This window comes from Flavobacterium cupriresistens (genome assembly GCF_020911925.1).
Taxonomy (GTDB): Bacteria; Bacteroidota; Bacteroidia; order Flavobacteriales; family Flavobacteriaceae; genus Flavobacterium; species Flavobacterium cupriresistens.
In genome coordinates this window covers 1,342,668-1,360,248 of the sequence record NZ_CP087134.1, presented here as the reverse complement: position 1 = coordinate 1,360,248, position 17,581 = coordinate 1,342,668, and the positions used below count along the sequence as shown (strand labels likewise).

At 38.5% G+C, this 17,581-nt stretch carries 11 protein-coding genes, 3 tRNA genes and 2 rRNA genes; 4 read left to right on the top strand and 12 right to left on the bottom strand.

Annotated features, from left to right (window positions below; genetic code table 11):
• Positions 1-31 precede the first annotated feature (31 nt).
• The 4 genes from LNP23_RS06170 to LNP23_RS06155 all read right to left on the bottom strand — a co-directional run bounded on the left by LNP23_RS06170 (position 32) and on the right by LNP23_RS06155 (position 5,009).
• A 23S ribosomal RNA gene (locus LNP23_RS06170) occupies positions 32-2,910 on the bottom strand.
• A 147-nt stretch (positions 2,911-3,057) separates the two neighbouring features.
• A tRNA-Ala gene (locus LNP23_RS06165) sits at positions 3,058-3,131 on the bottom strand.
• A 166-nt stretch (positions 3,132-3,297) separates the two neighbouring features.
• Positions 3,298-3,371 (bottom strand) — tRNA-Ile (locus tag LNP23_RS06160).
• 124 nt (positions 3,372-3,495) lie between these two features.
• Positions 3,496-5,009: ribosomal RNA gene (locus LNP23_RS06155) — 16S ribosomal RNA — on the bottom strand.
• Together the 16S and 23S rRNA genes with 2 tRNA genes alongside form the textbook arrangement of a ribosomal RNA operon.
• 1,232 nt (positions 5,010-6,241) lie before the next feature.
• On the opposite strand from LNP23_RS06155, the gene LNP23_RS06150 reads away from it, so the two are divergent.
• Positions 6,242-6,607 (top strand): ISAon1 family transposase N-terminal region protein, encoded by a 366-nt coding sequence (locus LNP23_RS06150; RefSeq protein WP_230003532.1) that lies wholly within the window; start codon positions 6,242-6,244, stop codon positions 6,605-6,607.
• Entirely contained in the window at positions 6,588-7,571 is a 984-nt protein-coding gene (locus tag LNP23_RS06145; protein ID WP_428979176.1) for an ISAon1 family transposase, read from the top strand. The genes LNP23_RS06150 and LNP23_RS06145 overlap by 20 nt, the downstream gene beginning before the upstream one ends.
• A gap of 145 nt (positions 7,572-7,716) precedes the next feature.
• Here LNP23_RS06145 and LNP23_RS06140 read toward each other — a convergent pair.
• Positions 7,717-7,803, bottom strand: a tRNA-Ser gene (locus tag LNP23_RS06140).
• Between the two features lie 62 nt (positions 7,804-7,865).
• Positions 7,866-8,735, bottom strand: a complete 870-nt coding sequence (locus LNP23_RS06135; protein ID WP_230004284.1) for a LysR substrate-binding domain-containing protein — start codon at positions 8,733-8,735, stop codon at positions 7,866-7,868.
• 91 nt (positions 8,736-8,826) lie between these two features.
• On the opposite strand from LNP23_RS06135, the gene LNP23_RS06130 reads away from it, so the two are divergent.
• The gene (locus tag LNP23_RS06130; RefSeq protein ID WP_047779089.1) at positions 8,827-10,083 is read left to right on the top strand and encodes an MFS transporter; all 1,257 of its coding nucleotides are present in this window, start codon (positions 8,827-8,829) and stop codon (positions 10,081-10,083) included.
• 533 nt (positions 10,084-10,616) lie between these two features.
• Here LNP23_RS06130 and LNP23_RS06125 read toward each other — a convergent pair.
• The 6 genes from LNP23_RS06125 to LNP23_RS06100 all read right to left on the bottom strand — a co-directional run bounded on the left by LNP23_RS06125 (position 10,617) and on the right by LNP23_RS06100 (position 17,033).
• Positions 10,617-11,648, bottom strand: coding sequence for an asparaginase (locus LNP23_RS06125; RefSeq protein ID WP_230004283.1), 1,032 nt, complete (start codon positions 11,646-11,648; stop codon positions 10,617-10,619).
• Positions 11,638-12,774 (bottom strand): 1-acyl-sn-glycerol-3-phosphate acyltransferase, encoded by a 1,137-nt coding sequence (locus LNP23_RS06120; protein ID WP_047779091.1) that lies wholly within the window; start codon positions 12,772-12,774, stop codon positions 11,638-11,640. The genes LNP23_RS06125 and LNP23_RS06120 overlap by 11 nt, the downstream gene beginning before the upstream one ends.
• 63 nt (positions 12,775-12,837) lie before the next feature.
• On the bottom strand, positions 12,838-13,617 hold the full coding sequence (locus LNP23_RS06115; protein ID WP_230004282.1) for a TatD family hydrolase: 780 nt from the start codon (positions 13,615-13,617) through the stop codon (positions 12,838-12,840).
• A 268-nt stretch (positions 13,618-13,885) separates the two neighbouring features.
• Positions 13,886-15,550, bottom strand: coding sequence for a S41 family peptidase (locus LNP23_RS06110; protein WP_230004281.1), 1,665 nt, complete (start codon positions 15,548-15,550; stop codon positions 13,886-13,888).
• Between the two features lie 170 nt (positions 15,551-15,720).
• Entirely contained in the window at positions 15,721-16,446 is a 726-nt protein-coding gene (locus tag LNP23_RS06105; RefSeq protein WP_230004280.1) for a tetratricopeptide repeat protein, read from the bottom strand.
• A 2-nt stretch (positions 16,447-16,448) separates the two neighbouring features.
• Positions 16,449-17,033, bottom strand: coding sequence for an RNA polymerase sigma factor (locus tag LNP23_RS06100; RefSeq protein ID WP_230004279.1), 585 nt, complete (start codon positions 17,031-17,033; stop codon positions 16,449-16,451).
• A gap of 131 nt (positions 17,034-17,164) precedes the next feature.
• On the opposite strand from LNP23_RS06100, the gene LNP23_RS06095 reads away from it, so the two are divergent.
• Entirely contained in the window at positions 17,165-17,464 is a 300-nt protein-coding gene (locus LNP23_RS06095) for a hypothetical protein (RefSeq protein WP_047779096.1), read from the top strand.
• Positions 17,465-17,581 lie beyond the last annotated feature (117 nt).

The window sequence follows — 17,581 nt, the reverse complement described above, 5'->3', positions numbered from 1 at the left end:
CTTCCCCACACCAAAGTGTGGGGAAAAGGGTGTACATAAGCTTACGGATTATTAGTACTACTCGACTATGACATTACTGCCTTTACATCTATAGCCTATCAACGTGGTCATCTTCCACGATCCTTAAAAGAAATCTCATCTTGTGGTGGGTTTCGCGCTTATATGCTTTCAGCGCTTATCCCTTCCAAACGTAGCTACTCTGCGGTGCCCCTGGCGGGACAACAGATACACTAGAGGTTTGTCCAATTCGGTCCTCTCGTACTAGAATCAGATCCACTCAAATTTCTAACGCCCACAGTAGATAGAGACCGAACTGTCTCACGACGTTCTGAACCCAGCTCGCGTGCCACTTTAATGGGCGAACAGCCCAACCCTTGGGACCTTCTCCAGCCCCAGGATGTGACGAGCCGACATCGAGGTGCCAAACCCCCCCGTCGATATGAGCTCTTGGGGGAGATCAGCCTGTTATCCCCGGCGTACCTTTTATCCTTTGAGCGATGGCCCTTCCATGCGGAACCACCGGATCACTATGCTCTACTTTCGTACCTGATCGACCTGTATGTCTCTCAGTCAAGCTCCCTTATGCCATTGCACTCTACGCACGGTTACCAAGCGTACTGAGGGAACCTTTAGAAGCCTCCGTTACTCTTTTGGAGGCGACCACCCCAGTCAAACTACCCACCAAGCAATGTCCCCCACAACGCGGGGTTAGGCCTCAGATAAACAAAGGGTTGTATTTCAACAATGACTCCACAACGCCTAGCGACGCCACTTCACAGTCTCCAACCTATCCTACACATCATTTATCCAAGGTCAATACTAAGCTATAGTAAAGGTGCACAGGGTCTTTTCGTCCCACTGCGGGTAAACGGCATCTTCACCGTTACTACAATTTCACCGAGCTCATGGCTGAGACAGTGTCCAGATCGTTACACCATTCGTGCAGGTCGGAACTTACCCGACAAGGAATTTCGCTACCTTAGGACCGTTATAGTTACGGCCGCCGTTTACTGGGGCTTCAATTCAATGCTTCTCCGAAGATAACATCTCCTCTTAACCTTCCAGCACCGGGCAGGTGTCAGGCCCTATACTTCATCTTACGATTTTGCAGAGCCCTGTGTTTTTGATAAACAGTCGCCTGGACCTCTTCACTGCGGCCAGCTTGCGCTGGCGACCTTTCTCCCGAAGTTACAGGTCTATTTTGCCTAATTCCTTAGCCATGAATCTCTCGAGCACCTTAGGATTCTCTCCTCAACTACCTGTGTCGGTTTACGGTACTGGTACTAATTACCTGAAGTTTAGAGGTTTTTCTTGGAAGCCCTTAGGCGCACTATCTCTTTGTCCGAAGACTCCGAGTACTATCGTATTTCCCCAAGCCGCGTGGATTTGCCTGCGCAGCTTATAGGTAGGTACTTCAACGAACTATTCCGTCAGTTCGCGGCGCTTTCATCACTCCGTCACCCCATCACAGTAATTAGTAGTACGGGAATATTAACCCGTTAGCCATCGACTGTCCCTTTCGGGTTCGCCTTAGGACCAGACTAACCCACAGCTGATTAGCATAGCTGTGGAAACCTTAGTTTTTCGGTGTGCGGGTTTCTCGCCCGCATTATCGTTACTTATGCCTACATTTTCTTTTCTAACCAGTCCAGCATACCTTACGATACACCTTCAACCCTGTTAGAATGCTCCCCTACCACTTACAGTAAACTGTAAATCCATAGCTTCGGTAATATGCTTATGCCCGATTATTATCCATGCTCGTCCGCTCGACTAGTGAGCTGTTACGCACTCTTTAAATGAATGGCTGCTTCCAAGCCAACATCCTAGCTGTCTGGGCAGACAAACCTCGTTCTTTCAACTTAGCATATATTTGGGGACCTTAGCTGATGGTCTGGGTTCTTTCCCTCTCGGACTTGGACCTTAGCACCCAAGCCCTCACTGTTATCAATCATTATATAGCATTCGGAGTTTGTCAGGAATTGGTAGGCGGTGAAGCCCCCGCATCCAATCAGTAGCTCTACCTCTATATAACTAAAATAACGCTGCACCTAAATGCATTTCGGGGAGTACGAGCTATTTCCGAGTTTGATTGGCCTTTCACCCCTACCCACAGGTCATCCGAAGACTTTTCAACGTCAACCGGTTCGGACCTCCACACTGTGTTACCAGCGCTTCATCCTGCCCATGGGTAGATCACACGGTTTCGCGTCTAACACTACTGACTAAAGCGCCCTATTCAGACTCGCTTTCGCTACGGATCCGTGGCTTAACCACTTATCCTTGCCAGCAACGTTAACTCGTAGGCTCATTATGCAAAAGGCACGCCGTCACCCCACGAAAGGGCTCCGACCGCTTGTAAGCGTATGGTTTCAGGATCTATTTCACTCCGTTATTCACGGTTCTTTTCACCTTTCCCTCACGGTACTGGTTCACTATCGGTCTCTCAGGAGTATTTAGCCTTAGCGGATGGTCCCGCCAAATTCAGACAGGGTTTCACGTGCCCCGCCCTACTCAGGATACCACTATCTATTACACTTGTTACCTATACGAGGCTATCACTCTCTATGGCATAACTTTCCAGTCACTTCTAGTTCCTTGTGCATAAAATGTCGTGGTCCTACAACCCCAATCTTGCCGTAACAACATTGGTTTGGGCTAATCCGCGTTCGCTCGCCACTACTTACGGAATCACTTTTGTTTTCTTCTCCTCCGCCTACTTAGATGTTTCAGTTCAGCGGGTTTGCCCACCTATCGGTGTACTATGTCTTCAACATAGTGGGTTGCCCCATTCAGGTATCTACGGATCAATCGGTGTGTGCCCGTCCCCGTAGCTTTTCGCAGCTTATCACGCCTTTCATCGCCTCTGAGAGCCAAGGCATCCCCCATACGCCCTTATTTTGCTTATTGTACCAATCATAAAATCAATTATGACCGTTTTTTTTTGTCTTTTATTATCCGTATTACTACCAATAACAAAAAACGCTTTCTACTTTTTATTATTTCTTATCTCAATATGTCAATGAACTTTTATTTACTACTTTTATAGTAAATCAGTGGAGAATAACGGAGTCGAACCGTTGACCTCCTGCGTGCAAGGCAGGCGCTCTAGCCAGCTGAGCTAATCCCCCATTTTGCAATCTTAGATTGTAGAATTCAGATTTTAGATTTCTTAATTCTTCTCTAATTTCTTTGGTGAATTCCAACTTCTAGAATTTCCTTTTTTTAAGCTTTTCAGTCTTTTTAAGTTACTTTTAATTATAAATTTTTGATTTTTAATTAATTCTCTTTAAAAAGTAGTCCCGGGCAGACTCGAACTGCCGACCCCTACATTATCAGTGTAGTACTCTAACCAGCTGAGCTACGAGACTCTGTTTTACTTAAATTTATTATTTGAACTAACAGCAAGAGTAATAAAATTTCATGATTCAGAAACATTTAGATCTGCATCTTTTTTCCTAACCGTGCAATTGCTTGCTAACACTTAGGCTCTAGAAAGGAGGTGTTCCAGCCGCACCTTCCGGTACGGCTACCTTGTTACGACTTAGCCCTAGTTACCAGTTTTACCCTAGGCAGCTCCTTGCGGTCACCGACTTCAGGCACCCCCAGCTTCCATGGCTTGACGGGCGGTGTGTACAAGGCCCGGGAACGTATTCACCGGATCATGGCTGATATCCGATTACTAGCGATTCCAGCTTCACGGAGTCGAGTTGCAGACTCCGATCCGAACTGTGACCGGTTTTGTAGATTCGCTCCTGGTCGCCCAGTGGCTGCTCTCTGTACCGGCCATTGTAGCACGTGTGTAGCCCAAGGCGTAAGGGCCGTGATGATTTGACGTCATCCCCACCTTCCTCACAGTTTGCACTGGCAGTCTTGTTAGAGTTCCCGACATGACTCGCTGGCAACTAACAACAGGGGTTGCGCTCGTTATAGGACTTAACCTGACACCTCACGGCACGAGCTGACGACAACCATGCAGCACCTTGTAAATTGTCTTGCGAAAAGTCTGTTTCCAAACCGGTCAATCTACATTTAAGCCTTGGTAAGGTTCCTCGCGTATCATCGAATTAAACCACATGCTCCACCGCTTGTGCGGGCCCCCGTCAATTCCTTTGAGTTTCATTCTTGCGAACGTACTCCCCAGGTGGGATACTTATCACTTTCGCTTAGCCACTGAACTTGCGCCCAACAGCTAGTATCCATCGTTTACGGCGTGGACTACCAGGGTATCTAATCCTGTTCGCTACCCACGCTTTCGTCCATCAGCGTCAATATATTAGTAGTAACCTGCCTTCGCAATTGGTATTCCATGTAATCTCTAAGCATTTCACCGCTACACTACATATTCTAGTTACTTCCTAATAATTCAAGTCTAGCAGTATCAATGGCCGTTCCACCGTTGAGCGATGGGCTTTCACCACTGACTTACCAAACCGCCTACGGACCCTTTAAACCCAATGATTCCGGATAACGCTTGGATCCTCCGTATTACCGCGGCTGCTGGCACGGAGTTAGCCGATCCTTATTCTTACAGTACCGTCAAGCTGGTTCACGAACCAGTGTTTCTTCCTGTACAAAAGCAGTTTACAATCCATAGGACCGTCATCCTGCACGCGGCATGGCTGGATCAGGCTTGCGCCCATTGTCCAATATTCCTCACTGCTGCCTCCCGTAGGAGTCTGGTCCGTGTCTCAGTACCAGTGTGGGGGATCTCCCTCTCAGGACCCCTACCCATCGTAGCCTTGGTAAGCCGTTACCTTACCAACTAGCTAATGGGACGCATGCTCATCTTTTACCGTTGTGACTTTAATAATTAAATGATGCCATTCAATTATACTATGAGGTATTAATCCAAATTTCTCTGGGCTATCCCTCTGTAAAAGGTAGATTGCATACGCGTTACGCACCCGTGCGCCGGTCTCAAGCTCCGAAGAACTCTACCCCTCGACTTGCATGTGTTAAGCCTGCCGCTAGCGTTCATCCTGAGCCAGGATCAAACTCTTCATCGTATATTTTTTATATTATATTGCGATGCGTTCTCTAGTGTTTCTTTTCGAATCTATCGATTCCATTACTCTTATTCTTTTGTTTTAACATCTCTGTTAAAACGGCTGTCAATTCAATATGTCTACGAACGTGTGTTTCTGTGTTTCGCTTGTTTCTCAAAGCGGCTGCAAAACTACATCTTTATTTTTAACTGGCAAGACTTTTTTGAAGTTTTTTTTTAGAAACTTTTCGTTTCCAATTTTCTTCTTTTCTCAACCAATCTCTCAATGAACTTGCGTGTTTTGCGGGGTGCAAAGGTAAGCAGCGTTTTCAAATCTCACAAGCTTTTTTGAATCTTTTTTTTATTTTGTTTTCTCAAACTTTTCTAAAAAATTAATCCTCTTTTCTTGTCAGTCTATCAGGGAACGTCTGCGTCGTTGCGGGTGCAAAAGTAGTCCCTTTATTCGCATTCACAAGCTTTTTACTTTGCTTTTTTTGCCTTTTTTTGAATCTTTTTCTTAACTTACTGGTAATGGTGTTTTTACAAAACTTAGGCTTTTATGGTTTTTAGGAATTTTCTTTCAAGTTGTGATTTTGTCTTGTTGCTGCTCTTTTGGAAGGGCTGATTTTACTGGGGTTTTGTTCTTTTGAGGGTTTAGATCCTCGGAGTTATTCTTGCTTCTCGGGCTCTCTCTTTACTCTGGATAGTCTCGCAAAGACGCAAAGGCGCCAAGTTTCTTCTTTTTTTGATGTTGGAGCTTGTGGGCTTAGAATAATAAACCCGACAGGTTTTGAAAACCTGTCGGGTTGGGGGTGTATTATTAAGGATATGATTGCTCCTATTATATTATAGTATCTGATTTAGGGAATCTATAACTTCTTTTGTACGCTGGGTGCTTTTTAATTTAATCTGATGGTTAAATATAGGAACACCAAGCTTGAATGTTTATCTTCTAAGCTGGAAGCTGATCTTATCAACTTTCTCCATATACATTATATAGAACAACTGTCATTCCTTACCTTATTATATATCGTTTCTAATAAACAAACCCGACAGGTTTTAAAAACCTGTCGGGTTGGGGTGTACTATATAAAGAAAATCGGTCGAAACGAATGGATTTCACCGAAGAAATCTTGACTACAATAATAAGAAGGAATCAACAACACCAAAAAAGATAGCATAATTACGGATCAAGACATATTGTTGTGGGGAAATATTAAAAATTAGATATTTGTATTTTGAAATTATATATAAATGCAAGATTCTTTTATCGACATCCTTAAGTTGTTATTACCTGAGATAATAGTAGACTATTTTGAACTTACTTCTTATAAAAAGGGAGATGAAATACTTCACTTGTATTTAAAAGAGATTAATTCGACCCCAAAAGAATACAGAGAGTCAAAATTAAGTTCAAAAGGATTCTTCGAAGAGATAACAGTTCAGGATTTCCCTATCCGTGGACATCAGGTATATCTTCATATAACCCGCAGAAGATGGCTAAATGAAGATAGTGGAAAGATCGTTTTCAGAGATTGGAATTTAGTAGCAGACGGAACTCGTGTAACACAGGAGTTTGCGTCTTTTTTAAAAGAGATCAATAGATTCCAGTCCAAATGATTGCAATACCATTGCTTCTTTTTATGGGGTTTCGGGTAGAAATTTACAATATCAATACAAAGATTTCTTAAGTGATTTCAAAGTTTGGGATCAAATATCACACGCTAAAAAGTGGCTTCTCTTTCCACAAAATATTGGAAAGCGTTTATCCATAGATGAAACCTCTCTCTCCAATGGTGAACTCTATACTATTTTAACCAACAAATCCGGTAAAGGTAGAAAAGGCACTATAATAGCAATGATTGCAGGAACTAAAGCAGAAACAGTTATTGGTGTTATTGAAAAAATCGCTCTTAAACAGCGAAATGTAGTCAAGGAAATCACTCGGGATATGGCTGGTAATATGGGATTAATTGCTAAAAGATGTTTTCCTAATGCTACTCGCGTTACAGACCGATTCCACGTTCAAAAATTAGCGTCAGAGGCTTTACAGGAAATCAGGATTAAGCATCGTTGGGAAGCCATCGATCAGGAAAATGATGCTATTGAGAAAGCCAAAAAGTTAAAAGTAAATTTCGAAGCTATAATACTTTCAAATGGAGATACCCTTAAGCAATTACTAGCTAGAAGCCGCTATTTCTTGTACAAAACCAAATCGAAATGGACTCAAAATCAAGCAGAACGTGCTGTATTACTATTTGAATTATATCCTCATATTCAAAAAGGATATAATCTAACTCAGGAGCTTCGAAATATCTTCGAGAACACAAAAGATAAAATCATAGGCTTTGCTAAACTAGCCAAATGGCACGAAAAAGTAAATCAATCCGGGTTTAAGTCTTTTGGCACAATCTCTCGCACAATCATGAGTCATTATCAAACCATATTGAACTATTTTGACAACAGAAGCACCAACGCTTCGGCAGAATCTTTCAATGCGAAAATAAAAGCATTTAGATCAAAATTCAGAGGTGTTAGAAATATAGAATACTTCCTTTTTAGACTCACTAATATTTATGCATAATTTTTACCACTCCACAGGTTTTAGTGTTGATCCATAAACACACTAACTAACAAAGCAGTATCATTTATTCTCTACCTTCAGAAAAAGTGGAATAAACGAAAAAACCGCAATCTCATCATAACATGAAATTGCGGTTTTAATTTTGCAGAGAGGATGGGATTCGAACCCACGATACAGTTACCCATATACTAGCTTTCCAGGCTAGCTCCTTCAACCACTCGGACACCTCTCTATTTTCGGTTTGCAAATAACATAAAAAAAAGTGACTTACAAAAGTAAAATCCAACATTCCTTTTAAATACTTTTTCTAAACTCCTCCATAAACAATTTTACGGCCTTTTTCTGGTATCCTCCCATCGTCAACATAAAGGAATCTCTTTTAGTCGGAACTCCGGTAATCACAATAGATTTCAGATTATCCCAGCCTTTCAGCGCTTTTTCAGCAACTATAGTCGCCCAATCGCTGTTTTCTACCATTTGCAACAAAGCATGAATAGAATTTAATTCGATCGCAATTTTGGGTTTCATATTGTGTTTGAGAAACAACCCTTCTACAAATTCTCTCGAATTTGAACCTTTTCCCGGCAAAATAAGTGGAATCTCTTCTATTTTCTTGAAAGCAATCTTTTCTAAAATCGCCAAAGGATGTGATTTTGAAACCACCATCACCATCTGAGAAGTAAACAAAGGCACTTTCTGAATTGGAAGTCCAATTTCATGAGACGAAATAACCAAAACCAAATCTAATTCATTCTTCATTAGTTTCTGCTCTAAAGCTTCGGTTGTTCCGTATTCTACCACAATTTTCAAATTCTGATATCTTTTTGCAAACGAATTGATCACCGGTAAAATCAAAAGCCCAAAGATATAGGTCACACCAAGTCGTAACTCCCCACCAATCATATCGTTTAAATCATCGATTGCCTGCTTACCATTTTGCACATTTTCTATAACCTGTTTGGCATGAATCAGAAAAACAGATCCGGCTTCGGTGAGTTGTACTTTTTTCCCAATTCTGACAAACAAAGGCATTCCGAGTTCTTCTTCGAGTTTTTTTATTTGCTGTGATAATCCGGATTGTGTTACATAACAAAGCTCCGCTGCTTTTGTAAAATGTAATACCTCAGCTGTTTTTATAAAATAGTGTAGTTGATAGATTTCCATATTGATAAGTTTTACTACTTATTATCAGTAAAATTATTAATTTTTCTAATGAAATCATAATTCCGAACTTTGTAAAAAAACAAAAGGCATCATGTTTAAGGCGTTAAAATCAAAAAACTTCAAATTATTCTTTTACGGTCAGTCGGTTTCGGTTATTGGTACCTGGATGCAAAAAACTGCCGTAAGCTGGATGGTTTATAGCATAACAGGATCTGTATTTTTACTTGGACTGGCGACTTTTTTAAGTATGATCCCATCTTTATTTTTAGCACCTCTGGTCGGAAGTATTATTGGCCGTTACGACAGACATCGTTGTATGATGGTATTACAATCTTTGGCAATGCTACAGGCAGGCGCATTGGCACTCCTTATTTATCTGAAAATATACAACATTAACTTTATACTAGCGCTGAGTCTTATACAAGGTATTATCAATGCTTTTGATATGACTTGTCGACAAACTATGATGATTGATATTGTAAACGACAAAGAGGATTTACCAAATGCAGTAGCGCTAAATTCAACTCTAAACAACTTCGCGAGAATTGCAGGCCCCGCTCTTGCCGGAATTATTTTGCATCAATATGGCGAAGACATTTGTTTTATGGGAAACTTTCTAAGTTATATTCCGGTTCTAATTTCTTTGATGTTGATGAAAATCACACCCCATATCAAAGCGGAGAACAAACTCAAAATGTTGGATGATTTCATGGAAGGCCTGGATTATGTGAAAAAAGAAACCGAAATGGCCCGAATGTTACTTATGCTTATGTGCAGTAGTTTGTTTGTAATTTCTTTTAATACGCTTATGCCTGTTTTTGCTAAAGATATTTTTAATGGAAATGCCCAAACCTTTAGCTGGTTTGAAAGTGCCGCCGGTATCGGTTCTGTTTTAGCTGCCATCTACCTTGCCAACTTAAAAACATCCAAAAACATGAATAAAATAATGATTGCATCGAGTTTACTGCTCGGTTTCAGTGTCATTATTCTAGCGATTTCGGGCAGTCTGACTGTTGCTCTTATTTGTATGACCTTGAGTGGTATTGGAATGATGGGACAAACCTCATCGATAAACATTTATATTCAGACACAAAGTGCTGTAAACATGCGTTCGAGAAGTATTAGTTATTATATGATGGCTTATCAGGGAATGATTCCTGTGGGAAGTTTGATTATTGGGTACATTTCTCATTCGCTAGGTGTACGAGCGACAGTGGCTATTCAGGGGGTAATCTGTCTTATCTCTGTGCTTGTTTATGTGTATTACAAAAATCACAAAACTGCAGAGGAATTGGAGACTTGCCCTGTTCAATACAGAAATACTGATAATTTAAAATCCAATAATTAAAATCCAAATTCCAAACTTGTGAGCTTTGAACCATATAAGTAATATAAGTTCATTTTAGACTTGGTTTCTTGGGAGCTGGTATTTTTTTTTAACATACTAGCAGCAACTTAAAAGTATACTAAGAGTTGTTCTCTTTAAGCCCAAAAATATATTTTATAATTATATGGAAAAGCTTGTATTCCATAAACCATCCAAATCAAACTGGAAAAATTTATGCCTGGAAGCAAAAGTAAAACTCTAATAATTAAAATTCTAAACTTGTGAGCTTTGAACCATATAAGTGATATAAGTTCATTTTAGATTTGGTTTCTTGATGGCTGGTATTTTTTAGCATCGTTAAAAGTATATTGAGAGTTGCTTCCCCTACATGCAAAAACATATTGCATAATTATATGGAAAAGTATGTCTTCAATGATACCTCTAAATCAACCTGGGAAAATTTACGTTTATCTGCTAAAAACAAAATTCCAAAATTAAGAAATCAATTTTCTCAATTTTGGAATTTGGAATTTTAAATATTGGAATTTAATTATTTACAGCGAAGTTTCTCCGCGCAAAGCGGTTTCGAATATTGTTTTGAAGTTTTCTGCTTTGATTTTATGACCTAACAGATACATTAGTTTTGTAATTGCGGCTTCGGTTGTAATGTCTTTTCCTGAAATTACGCCTAATTCTTTTAGAGCTGTACTGGTTTCGTATTGCCCCATGTTCACACTTCCTCCCGAACATTGTGTAACATTTACAATATGCAAGCCGGATTGAATTGCTTTTTTTATCAAACTCAAAAACCAATCTTCGGTTGGAGCATTTCCGGAACCGTATGTTTCCAAAACAATTCCCTTTAAACCGGGAGTTGCCAGAATCGAACCTAAAACGGCTTCGCTCATTCCGGGAAACATTTTTACAATTGCTACATGATTGTCCAGATTCTTATGGACAATTAAGTCTGCGGCCGTTTTTATAGGCAGAAATAAATGTTCGTTTAATTTCAAATGTACACCTGACTCTACTAATTCAGGATAATTAGGTGCGGTAAAGGCTTTAAAATGTTCTGCATTTACTTTTGAAGTTCGATTGCCACGGTATAATTTATATTCAAAATACAAACAAACCTCGTGAATCACGGGTTTGCCGTTTTCCTGAAGTGAAGCAATCTGAATAGCAGTAATCAGATTTTCTTTAGCATCGGTGCGCAAATCTCCAATTGGCAATTGTGATCCGGTAAACACTACAGGTTTAGCTAAATTCTCAAGCATAAAACTCAATGCTGAAGCAGAATACGACATTGTATCTGAACCATGTAACACTACAAACCCATCAAAAGGGATATAGTTCTCCTCGATAATTGTGGCAATTTTGGTCCACATTTCGGGATTCATATTGGAAGAGTCAATCGGGTTTTCAAATGAAACCGTTTCGATTTCACAATCCAATTGTTTTAACTCCGGAATTTTTTGTAATAATTTACTAAAGTTGAAAGCTTTGAGCGCTCCTGTCTCAAAATCTTTGCTCATACCGATAGTTCCTCCGGTATAAATTAAAAGTATTTTAGCTTTAGATGACATCCTGATATTTTAATTTACTAACCACCGGATTGGCGTACATAGCCAAAAATCCTTGTCTTGTAACCGGATTATCGCTACCAATTCTCATTTCTAAACGACGTTCAAAAAGGGATTTCTCGCTCTCTTTGTACTTGTGTGAGAATTTATCTGTCTCGTTCAAAATATCGTAAGCGATAAAATTGGTCGGCCATAATTGATAGTTTTTCAAAACAGAATCATCAATTACTTGTGCCAAAGCCTGAATTTGTTTGTTGGCATTATCATTCTCCGCTGCAATCTGATCAATTTCTGTATCTAAAACGTCTCCAACAGAAATATGTATTCTTTTCTTAGTTCCCATGATACCACTTAAAATGGTCATGAAATCTTCGTTTTTCTCTTTAATATAAACTTCGTTGTTTGCTTCTGCCATTAATTGTGGCATTTTCAAAACATCTGTCGGATCGTACTCGTATGAAATGGAAACCGGAACTATTTTTATCTTTTTGAAATAATCCATTAGATTAGCCTCATCAGAACCCATCCCAATCATTTTAAGTACTCCCGGATTGGTCTCGTCATTTCCGTCTTTGGTACGTCCTTCTCTTTGCGCAATCCAAACTGAACGATTTTCGCGAAGCAGTAATTGTCCCATATACTCAGACAATAACTTAGAACTCTGTAGCATTTCTCTTGGTGTTAAACCTCTCAGAACTAAAAAGTTTCTATTCAGTTTTGCCAATGTGCTTAAAAATGCTTTTTTAACTAAATTATCTCCAATAGCAGATGCCGTCATCACCAAACCGTGTTCGAATAAACAAACATTCAGCAAAGTGGTATCTAACAAAATATCACGGTGATTGGAGACAAATAAATAGGAAGTGTTTTTTTCTAATTTCTCAAAGCCTGAAGTTGTAAGTCCTTCTGAACTTCTTTCCAGTACTTTCTGAATCGTATGATAAATAAAATTACATTGAAAATCACGAATCGAATGTGTTTTTCTCAATTGATCTTTCCAAACTTCGTCTTCTAACTCCGGAAAAGTAAAATTCATCATGGCTTTCATCATCGGATGATTAGCAACACCATGAAGTGCTTCATTTATTTCTGAATCATAAAAAGGTCGAATGGCATCAAATCTCTGCATTATAAATATCTATTTTAATGCGCAAAAGAACAAAAAAAAAATCAAAGTATTGTAAGTTGTGGGTTAAATACCAAAAACGTCCTTTGAATTTTGTGTTGTAATTGCCGCTATTTCTGCTTCAGAAACGTTATAAATATCTGCTAATTTTGCTACTACATTAATAACATAACTACTTTCATTTCTCTTTCCACGGTACGGAATTGGCGCCAAATAGGGCGAATCGGTTTCGAGAACAATATGTCTTAAATCGATTTGATTTAAAAACTGATCAATTTTTCCGTTTTTAAAAGTTACTACACCCCCGATTCCGAGCTTCATATTGTAGGATATTGCCTGTAAAGCCTGTTCCTGTGTTCCGGTAAAACAGTGAAAAATTCCAAATAAATCGGCTGATTTCTCTTCTTCGAGAATTTCAAAGATCTCATCAAACGCTTCACGGCAATGAATTACGATTGGTAATTTATATTGTTTTGCTAACTGAATTTGCTTTCTAAAGGCGAATTGCTGCTCTTTAAGATGTGTTTTATCCCAATACAAATCGATTCCAATTTCACCAACGGCGTAGAACTGTCTCTTTGTCAATTCGGTTTCTACGTGTTTCAATTCGTCCAGATAATTGTCTTTCACGTAAGTGGGATGTAACCCCATCATCAAAAATACATTTTCGGGATAATTTTGCTCCAAGTCGTACATCGATTGTGTTGCTGCAGCATCAATTGCAGGAATAAAAAAACGTGTTACTCCGGCGTTTATGGCGCGTTGTATCATTTCGTCACGATCCTGATCGAACTCTTCTGAATATAAATGGGTGTGCGTATCGGTAATAATTACTGTTGAATTCAAATGTATCAATTTAAAAAAGCCAAAATTACGACAATATTGTGCACTTTCCCAATTTGATTGTACTCACAAGTATTACGTTAAAAATGGGACGCGGATTAAACGGGTTCACTGACGTGAAGACGCGGATTAAAACTGATTCTTTTTTTCTTTGTGCTAACGGATCTTTGTATCGTGAACTTTATTCTGTGTGTAACTTTTACATTATCTGCTACTCAAAAATTATTGGTTAAGCTTTCGGAAGGGTTATTAATATCGAAAAAAGGCACTGTTATTTACCTGATTCTGCAAATAGTAACGCACGGTCTAATACCTCATCTTTTCCTTCCTGGATTCCTTTTATGGTTGGTTTAACTTCTATATCCGGAACAATACCGATTCTTTGTGTTTCGCGTCTGTCCGGATAAAACACTCCAATTCCGGAAAATAGTGTATGAAATCCTTCGAAATCAAATTCAGAGACGTTGCCATCTGCGCCCGCGGTTTGGCTTCCGATGATGGTCGTATTTCCGGCGGTTTGAAAACACATTGCTGTCCATTCCGATTGGCTTACCGATTTCTCGTTGAGCAGTACAATTACCTTTCCTTTATAATGATCCTTATTTTCAAAACCAATTGAGGTTCCTCCACTCCATACAAACTTTCCCGGATAACTTAAATCGGGACGGGTGTAGATTGCAAATTCTTTTTCCTGAGAGTTTATAAACCTTCCTATTTCCTGATAAGTACCATTCGGATAGTTTCTCATGTCAAAAACGATCGCCTTAGTTCCTTTTAAAGCCTCTATCATGTCCGGAATATTTCTGTCTTTTAGCACTCCCATATTGACATAACCGATGTTATTCTCTAAAAGCTTAAACTTTTCTTTCTTTTTTTGGGCTCCTTTTTTGAACTCGTTTCGGTGAGAATCATGATAATTAAACCAGGTCATTGTTTTTGTACTGTACTGACCGTCTTTTAAAAACTCTACTTTGACTGTATCTGAATTACTTAACAAAATTATCTTGACCAGTTTATCCAGATACGAAGCTTCATTTGATGCGCAAATCATGTCTTTATTTTCTAAAATAAGTTCTTTTATTGTTTTATCATTTATTTTAGTAATTACATCACCGATTTTTATATCGTATGCCTGTGCCAGACTGTCGCCCAAAATTTCTGTAACCACCATTTTCTCCTCAATTATCTTCCCATCAGCAGGAAAATATCTCTTTATCTTAGTAGTTGATGCCGTAGTAGGATATATGAAAAACTCTACATGACTATCATCAAGTTTAGACACTAATTTCTTCATTGCGCCATAAAAAGCATCAGCATTTTCAGATTTAATAACAAGGGGGATTGTTTTTTCTAAAGTTGTATCCCACTTCTGATCCATTTGGTATTTATCGGGAAAAAAATATTCAATTAAATTCCAGTACATAAACAGCAGTCGAAGTTTTGAATTTTGATCCTTAAAGTCCGGATTTTTATAACTTTCATTTTTCAAAGCAACATTTCCAACATGCTCCTCACCTTCTATATAAAAGAGCGTTCCTTGAAATCTGTTTTCTTCTATAAATTTTAATTTCTTCGAAAGCCTTTTCGAGAAGTTTTTATTTTTGTTAATCCACGATAAATCAAAGTTTTTATCAAAGTAGTCTGTATCTTTTGATACTACAATTGGCGCAATTGCTTTTACCTCGCCTAAAGCATCAATCCAATTTTCCAACACCAATGAAAACTCTTCTTTTGTCTGTGCTTTATCAATTTTTGGCAAAATTTCCAACAACTGCTGATCCCAGTTGAAATCTCCGTTGGCTACCTTTGGATGATAGTATTTCAGAAATCCCCAGACTTTGCAAGTGGCGGTAAGTTTTTCGGTTTCGGTAATTTTGGAATTTCCCAACATGATTTGTGAAAACACAAGAAGAAGTAACAGGATAACCTTTTTCATTCGGTTTAAAATTTGGTTGTTTTTTGGTTGGCCGAATGTAAATAATAAATTTTAAAAAAGAGGAATTTTAGGACGAAATAAAGAGTCGCAGTTTTCAGTCTCAGTCCCAGTCTCGGCATGCCGAATAACTGAAAACTGAGACTGAAAACTGAGACTGAGACTGAAAACTACTATCTCAAATCCCTCAGTAGAATCTGGACTTCAACATAATCTTCATAATCCTGAGGAATGGTGCGCAGGATCTCTTTACAACCGATATAGTCTTTTTGTTTCAATTTAGACAAAGCGAGATTCCAGGTTGCTTTGTATTTGTATGCCGAGGTTCCGGATCTTAGCTCTTCGAAGGTGGTTTCCGCTTTTTTATATTGATTGTCTTCTAATAAGGAAATTCCATAAAAATATTGAACTTCGGGTGTTTTTGATTCCTTTAGAGCCGTTTCAAAATGTGGGATTGCAGCTTTATAGTTATGAGCATTAAAAGTTATTTCTGCTTGTTTTAAAGCTGTATTTACATCCCCTCTTTCCGTAAAATAAGCCTGTTCGTGCTCGCTATACTCTTCGTAAATCGGTTTTTGAGTATAATTAAAAAAGAACAATCCTACCAAAAGTACTACAGAGGCCGCAACTGCATAGTTCCAAGGTTTCAGGGCAATTACTTTTGATTTATTTTTATTGAAATGGTTGTCCGAAATCTTCATCAGATTTTCTTTAAACGCCTCTCTTGCTGCTGCAATTCCGAATTTATTTTCTAATTGCTGCTGCGCTATTTGGAAAGCCTCAAACTCCGCAGAAAATTCCTGATCTTCGGATAATTGTTTTTCAAAATTCGCTTTTTCATCAACAGTCAGTTCGCCTTGAAGGTATTGGTCAAATAATATGTAGCGTTCTTCGTTCATGACTAGTTATTTTTTAGAGATTTAAAGTTTTTATTTTCCTGAATCCACTGTGTTAACTGGCCAATGCATAATGATTTCTTTTTACGGACATACCCGTAAGTAACATTAAGCTTTTCGGCAACTTCTTCCATCGTTTTTAGGGTAAAACTCAACTTTAATACTTCCTGACACTTGTCTCCTAATTTTTGGAACATGGCATCAAAAAGTTGTTGTTTTTCATCAAATTCTTTGGTTTGCTCTACCAATTCATGAGCAGATTCACTTATAGATCCCGCATCTTCATTAATTGTTACCCCCTTATTGGCAGTTTTTTTTAATTCGTTTAGCCATTTTCTTTTACACAACAAGAAAAAGTAGGCATCAAACGGACAGGTTAGCTGTAGTGTATTGGCTTTGGCCTGATTAAAAAGCAGTATCATTATTTCCTGAACAATATCTTGTGCCTGATCCTGATTACCGGAATTGTTCCTAATATAGAAAACAACTTTCGGAACATACTTTTTATAAATCTCCTGAATTATAGTCGAATTATTAGCAGCAAGCCCTTCAATATATTTTTGGTCGGAATGAATTTTAGTTTTGGCCATAAAACAACTTTTTAATTCGCTAATGTAAAAAGAATCTTAAAATAAATTTCAAAAACAGGGGTAACAATTACAAAATCAAATTGATATAACAGCACAAGAATCTTTTTAAACAATTCAAAAAATGAAGTGACATGGAAAGTTATCAACTTATAAACGAAAAAAATCTGGATCAGTTTCACAAAATGCTTACCGCTAAAAAACGAAATGGTTTTGTCATTATCGAGCATAACGAAAAATTACCTTATGCTGTTTTATCCAAAGAAAAAAAAGAAATCAATCATCCTTTCCATCTGTTTCTTACGGTCCTTACTATGGGGCTTTGGTCAATAGTGTGGTTGTACTTTGTTATTTCATTTTCAAAAAAGAAAGACATACTGGTCGCATTGGATGAAGACGGGAATGTTTTTGAAGAAAAATGCCTTTCGAAATAATTTATTAAAAAGAGGGGTAACAAATTCTCCATGCCATTGATCTACTAGTATAAATCGAAATAAAGTAAAAACTGAGGGTAACAATTTCCCTTTCGTAAACATCTATTCACAAATAAC